The following is a 5,984-nucleotide window of genomic DNA, read 5'->3' on the forward strand; positions in this document are numbered from 1 at the left end:
GAAGCTGTTTAGTATCTTTTGAGAAGTAACCTGATAAAAGCTAACGAAACCATCATGAGACTAGTGTTGAGCTTACGCTCACAGTTACGCCATAAACGATGATAATTTCCCAACCAACCAAACTTACTATTTCAGGTACCATGATACCAAACAGGTTTACAGCTATTCATTGGCTGCTGAATTAGCGCAACATCCCGATGAAAACCTATTTCTCGTCTAAGTACCGGTCAATTTGCGATTGAACGCCCGCTTCATCATTGGTTAGATCGGTTACCCGATCAACTTTGGCCAACAAATCCGTAGCAGCATTTTTCATCGCGTAGCCTTCTCCAGCGGCGTTAACCATCTCAAAGTCATTGCCATTATCGCCAAAGGCCGCCACGTTCTCAAATGATAGCTGCCAATCAGCCAACAGGGTTTGAATACCGGTTAATTTGGTGACACCGGCATTCATGATGTCCAAGCCGTTCATCCCGGAAGAGGTTGCGCTGAGCCGGCCACTAAACTTATGATTAAATTCATTTTGCCGTTCCAAGACACCACCGCTTTCCCAAGTAATATCAATCTTATAAATGGAATCAAAGATTAAGCGAAGGTCCTTGGCCGATTGCATATTTTCATAGAAATACTTCGAAGCCTGAAAACGTTTGGATTGGCTTGGCAGGTTGCAATAAGTCCCGTTTTTACCAACTAAAATAATTTCGGCACCAAAGAAATTCGGCGTTGTCAGCAGCCAATCAAGTGCCTGCTTAAGAACCAAGTGGTCAATAATATCTTCCGATACAATGACCCCACGCTCGTCAATAACCAGCGCGCCATTGTTACAAACATACGAAATTGGACCGGAAATATTTTTAAACGTTCCCAACAGATGTTGATATTGATTACTGCTGGCGGAAATAAAATGCATTTGCTTTTGCGTCATTCGGTTTAATTGGTCTTGAAATCTAACTTCATCAAAAGTTCCCTTTTCATTTAAAAAGGTCCCGTCCATATCGGTTGCAATTACTTTAATCACATTAATACTCCTGACTGTTTATAGTTTTAATCGGTCTTTTGATTACGACCACATCTTAATTTTAAAGGTTTTCTACTGTTTGTAAAACGATTTTATATTTAGTATACTAGTCGATGATGATACAACTTATCTGGGGTGCCTTTAGGCTGAGAGAAACCCATCGAACCTGATCTGGATAATACCAGCGAAGGGAGCATATTCCGTTGTGTACGAAATGGATGAAGCGAATTGATGACTTTCGAGGCTGGGACATCTTGTCCAAGCCTCTTTTTGCTTACAATGCTTATCCGACAAGATTCCTGGTTTTATTTGCAATTTTTTAATTATCATTTTCCCACCTGATTGTCACACCAATAGAGGGGCGTATCCAATTTGGTTACCCACTACCCATCGTTTTTGGGTTGCCGGCTTTGACCAAACTGTTTCACAAACTACTTTTATTGGAGGTCTTTTTTATGGAAAACAAGACACAAACAAGCAACCATCAGCATCAAAGTAAATGGACATTGCGAAACATTATTTTGATTGCGTTGATTGCTATTTTTTGTGGCATCATTTTTTGGGGAATCGGATTCCTCTATACAGCTTTAACTGTCGCATTAACGCCAATTGGTGCCGCACCATTCGCCAATGATATCTTGATGGGGCTTTGGTGCATGGCCGGTCCATTAACCGGTTTCCTCATTCGAACAGCCGGCTCGGCGTTTCTTGGTGAATTTCTGGGTGCGGCTGTTGAAGTCTTTCTCGGTGGTCAATGGGGTGCCGGTGCCTTTATTTCCGGACTGGTTCAAGGAGTCGGCTCCGAGCTTGGCTTTACCCTCACCGGATACAAACGTTACGATTGGGTATCACTCAACGCGTCAATTTTAACAACTGTAGTTGTAACCTTTGCATGGGATATGTATAAAAATGGTTATAACAAGTTTGCGTTGCCGTTGTTAATCGGTCTGTTTGTAACCCGCTATATTTCAACCTTCATTTTTGGCGGTATTCTCACCAAAATGATTGTGAAATTACTGGATCGTAGTAATGCATTTAGTTTATAGATAGAGTTTTTGGCTATGACTGACGTATCGATTACCGACTTCACCTATCAATACCCAAAAAGTGAAACCAAGGTGTTAAATAATCTCAACCTGACGTTTAAACATAATCATTTCTCACTGCTCTCCGGTCCGTCCGGAAGTGGGAAATCAACGCTTCTTTACTTTATCGCCGGACTATATCCAAGATTTATCGGCAATGACGCGACGGGAACTATTAAATTTGGTCAAACCAACCTCAAAGACATCCCGCTAAATCAAATCAGCCGGCAAGTGGCGATGATGTTTCAAAACCCCAACCAGCAATTTGCGATGGATACCGTTATCCACGAAATGACCTTTGTCTTGGAAAATATCCGTACTGAACCAGCCAAAATGGACGCCATTATCGATCAGGCACTAACTTTCTGTGGCATTCAAGAGCTTAAAAGCCGGGTAATCAATACGCTGTCCGGCGGTGAGAAGCAGCGGGTCGCCCTGGCCTGCATTGTCGCGATGGACGCACCGGTGATTGTCCTTGACGAACCCTTTGCCAGTATCGACCCCGGCTCACGAATCGATTTGATTCATAAACTAAAAGAACTGCAGGAAAAACACGGTAAAACCATTATTCTGGCCGATCATGATTTGGGTAATTATCAAGGTATTATCGACGAATTTTACTACTTAGATCCCAAAAGCCACCGAATCAACCTGCTAAATCAGCAGGAAGCGCAACATTTCTTTGATAATTTCGAATCTACCCAAACGATCAACAAGCAACTGGACCTACCGCCAAAGACCGATGCGCAATCAATCTTAAAGTTGCGAGATTTCAAACTGTCACCACATGATTCATTGCTGCTGAAACTGGATCACTTTAATTTTTACAAACAAAAAACGACGTTGATTACCGGCGCCAACGGGATTGGTAAATCAACTTTGTTTAATGCTCTGACAAAATTGCTCCCCTATACCGGCACAATCTTATATACAGACAAAAACATTAAAAAGATTAAGCCCTTAAACTACGCAAAAAACGTCACCTTGCTGTTTCAGGATGCCGAAAACCAATTTTTAAACGTCACTGTTAAAGAGGAACTTGACCTTTCATTTGCCAACCGATTCAACCAAGCTTATACCCATGAGCAGGTCGATCAAATGCTGGCCAAATTGGATATGCAGGGACGTGATGACCAAGTCGTCTACTCGCTGAGTGAAGGTCAAAAGAAAAAACTGCAGATCGTTGAAATGCTCATCATGAATCCGCCCGTTCTGCTGTTGGACGAACCATTCAAGGGGCTTGATTATAAATCCCTGCGACTAATTACCGGTTTTTTGAAAACTGCCAAAACCAAATACGGGCAAACCCAAATTGTTATCTCGCACCAACTCTCCGGGCTGGAAGACTTAATTGATTACCACGCCCACTTTGAAAACCAAAATCTGACTTACCAGGGGGTTATCTAATTGAATCCCGGAATGAAATTATTATTAGTCGTCCTGATTGCACTGGAAATTTCGTTTACGCAAAGTCTGATCGTCAATGTGATCCTCATTGCCGTCAGCTTTGGCTATGTCATGGTTAAACGGATGAATTTCAAGACGCTGTTTCTGCTTGTTTTTTGGCCGCTCTTTCCTGCTTTGGGATTATTTGTATCCCAATGGCTGTACGGCTCTGCCGGCATTCATTTTGCCTGGGTGCTGTTTACCCGAATCTACGCGTACGTCTTTTTAGGGGCCACATTCACGCTGACAAGCAGTATTACCGACCTGTCGCTCACGCTTGAGCAAGACTTTCGGTTACCGTCAAAATTCGCCTATGGCGTTTTAGCGGCCTTTAACTTAATGCCCAAAATCAGGGAAGAAGTTCAAATTATCAAAACCTCAGCGCTAATGCGTGGTGAAGTCTTTCACGTCTGGTCTCCCCGACTTTACTTCAAAGCGATTCTTTCTTCGATTCAGTGGTCGCAAAATTTGGCAGAAGCCATGACGTCCCACGGCTTTGTGGAAGACGAACCACGAACCCATTATAAAGTAATCCGCATCACCGCACTCGATTGGACTGTGTTTATTGTGCTGCTGATTGCCGTTCAGGTAATGTTGTTTTTGATTCGATATTAGTGCTAATTGCTTAGCTCCGCACACTTTCTAGGACTGCTACACAAAACAGCACCACTCCATATAAGAAGCTGTTTAGTATCTTTGATTTTGACCCAATAATTTGATAAACTACTGTCAAAAAAGTTGGTGATCATATGCAACATTTTAGTCATCATTACCAAAGCGATATTTCTCGGCAACAATTCGATTTGATCCGTCAGGATCTGGAAGCTTCAAGAAAACGAACTCACCCAAAACACATCGATCCTTATGATATCTTCTGTGCCATGCTCTATGTCCTTAAAAATGGCTGTACTTGGCGTGATTTGCCGGCTGATTATCCAAAGTGGTCCACCGTTTACTACTATTGGATGAGTTGGTCAAAAGCCCCCACCCCTGATAAACCAGCTTTATTAACTCAGGTTTTAAAAAAATTGTCGCTGATCGACGATTAAGGCAAGGGCGGTCAGCCCGAACTTCGTTCGTCATTTTAGATGCCCAAAGCATTAAGAACACCGCTACCGCTGAAAATAAGGGTTACGATGGTGGTAAGAAGATCTCGGGGATTAAACGGCACTTAGCCGTCGACATCAATGGATTCCCGCAAGCGATCCATATTACCCGGGCTAACATCACTGATCGTGACGGGGCGATTGCCCTCGTCACCCTTAATTTAGAGCAGTTTAAATTGGTTCGAACCATGATGGTTGATAGTGGTTATACCGGCCAAAATTTTGCCAATGAGATTAGCAGTTTAACCTCAGCCAAGGTAATCGTCGTTAAAAGAAATGAGTTACACCAATTTTCGGTTATCCCCCAACGGTGGCTCATTGAACGTTCATTTAGTTGGTTGGGAAATTATCATCGTTTATGGCGTAACTGTGAGCGTAAGCTCAACACTAGTCTCATGATGGTTTCGTTAGCTTTTATCAGGTTACTTCTCAAAAGATACTAAACAGTTTCTAATATTGTCATGGTCACTGAACTAGATCGTTTAGGCAGAAACAATCAGGACTTAACTCAGATTATGAACACCATTCAAAATAAAGGCGCCACCCTAGATGTGTTGAATTTACCGTCCATGACAGGGATTGCTGACCCAAATTTACGTCAACTGATGACCAACTTGATTGTTGAACTGTATAAGTATCAGGCGGAAAGCGAACGTAAGCGGATCATCGAACGTCAGCAACAAGGGATTGCCTTAGCTAAGCAGCAGGGCAAATATCATGGGCGCAAACCCCAATACACCCAAGACGATCCCCGCTTGCAACATGCTTTTAAACTTTATCAGGCGGGCATGAGTGATGTAGATGTGGCTCGTAATACCGGGATTAAACGGGCGACCTTTATCAGATATCGCAAAAAGTTTAATATCAAGAGATAAGACTTATATGTCAGGTAAATTAAAAACGGGATTAATGTCAAGTTTTTGGAGTGATTTTAAGGGGTCCCCGTGAGGGGACCGATTCCCCAAAATTTGTACATAAAAAGCGAAGAAACAGTATGCTTCTTCGCTTTTTATTTTTTATAAGTGAGTTGTGCTTGATGATAAGAGTCAACAAGTTGTGATAAACAGATCTTCTCGAGAAACAAGACCGTCAGCAATTGCACGCGCAACACCAGCGCCTACTTCCGCTTCGTTACCGTATGAAACTGCCGTATCAATCAAACGATAACCAGCTGTAACGGCTTGGTATACCGCTTCTTTGATTTCTTCATTTGGAATTTGATAAACATCAAATCCTAGTTGTGGCACCTTCTCCCCGTTGTTTAATGTCATGTAATCCATGTTATATTTCCTTCGATGGCCAGACCGATCACGACCCCCATGACGGGAG

General features: G+C 42.6%; 5 protein-coding genes, 3 pseudogenes and 1 riboswitch. Of the genes and pseudogenes, 5 read left to right on the forward strand and 3 right to left on the reverse strand.

All coding sequences use genetic code 11. The features are described from left to right. Positions 1-8: 8 nt before the first annotated feature. Positions 9-122 (reverse strand): annotated as a pseudogene (locus HMPREF0494_RS11330) (IS5/IS1182 family transposase); the annotation flags it as partial. 83 nt (positions 123-205) lie between these two features. Then, positions 206-1,018, reverse strand: coding sequence for an HAD-IIB family hydrolase (locus tag HMPREF0494_RS10530; RefSeq protein ID WP_035177978.1), 813 nt, complete (start codon positions 1,016-1,018; stop codon positions 206-208). Between the two features lie 121 nt (positions 1,019-1,139). Beyond that, positions 1,140-1,228: riboswitch (TPP riboswitch) on the forward strand. 245 nt (positions 1,229-1,473) lie between these two features. Between HMPREF0494_RS10530 and HMPREF0494_RS10540 the strand changes: the two genes are divergently transcribed. The 5 genes and pseudogenes from HMPREF0494_RS10540 to HMPREF0494_RS10555 form a co-directional block, all read left to right on the forward strand. Then, complete coding sequence (locus HMPREF0494_RS10540) at positions 1,474-2,064, forward strand: ECF transporter S component (RefSeq protein WP_040459093.1); 591 nt, start codon at positions 1,474-1,476, stop codon at positions 2,062-2,064. A 15-nt stretch (positions 2,065-2,079) separates the two neighbouring features. Then, on the forward strand, positions 2,080-3,510 hold the full coding sequence (locus HMPREF0494_RS10545) for an ABC transporter ATP-binding protein (RefSeq protein ID WP_007124967.1): 1,431 nt from the start codon (positions 2,080-2,082) through the stop codon (positions 3,508-3,510). Further along, entirely contained in the window at positions 3,511-4,164 is a 654-nt protein-coding gene (locus HMPREF0494_RS10550) for an energy-coupling factor transporter transmembrane component T family protein (protein WP_040459094.1), read from the forward strand. A gap of 134 nt (positions 4,165-4,298) precedes the next feature. Beyond that, a protein-coding gene (locus HMPREF0494_RS11170; RefSeq protein WP_162920435.1) for an IS5 family transposase occupies positions 4,299-5,098 on the forward strand; the annotation gives its coding sequence in 2 pieces (ribosomal slippage) (positions 4,299-4,587 and positions 4,587-5,098; 801 coding nt in all). 9 nt (positions 5,099-5,107) lie between these two features. Then, positions 5,108-5,530, forward strand: a pseudogene (locus tag HMPREF0494_RS10555) (recombinase family protein); the annotation flags it as partial. 177 nt (positions 5,531-5,707) lie between these two features. Here HMPREF0494_RS10555 and HMPREF0494_RS10560 read toward each other — a convergent pair. Beyond that, positions 5,708-5,935: pseudogene (locus HMPREF0494_RS10560) on the reverse strand (aldo/keto reductase); the annotation flags it as partial. Positions 5,936-5,984 lie beyond the last annotated feature (49 nt).

It is taken from the genome of Limosilactobacillus antri DSM 16041 (genome assembly GCF_000160835.1).
Classification (GTDB): Bacteria; Bacillota; Bacilli; order Lactobacillales; family Lactobacillaceae; genus Limosilactobacillus; species Limosilactobacillus antri.

Coding starts and splice junctions, on each gene's coding strand:
- HMPREF0494_RS10540 (WP_040459093.1), top strand. CDS start 1,474: ATGGAAAACAAGACACAAACAAGCAACCATCAGCATCAAAGTAAATGG.
- HMPREF0494_RS10545 (WP_007124967.1), top strand. CDS start 2,080: ATGACTGACGTATCGATTACCGACTTCACCTATCAATACCCAAAAAGT.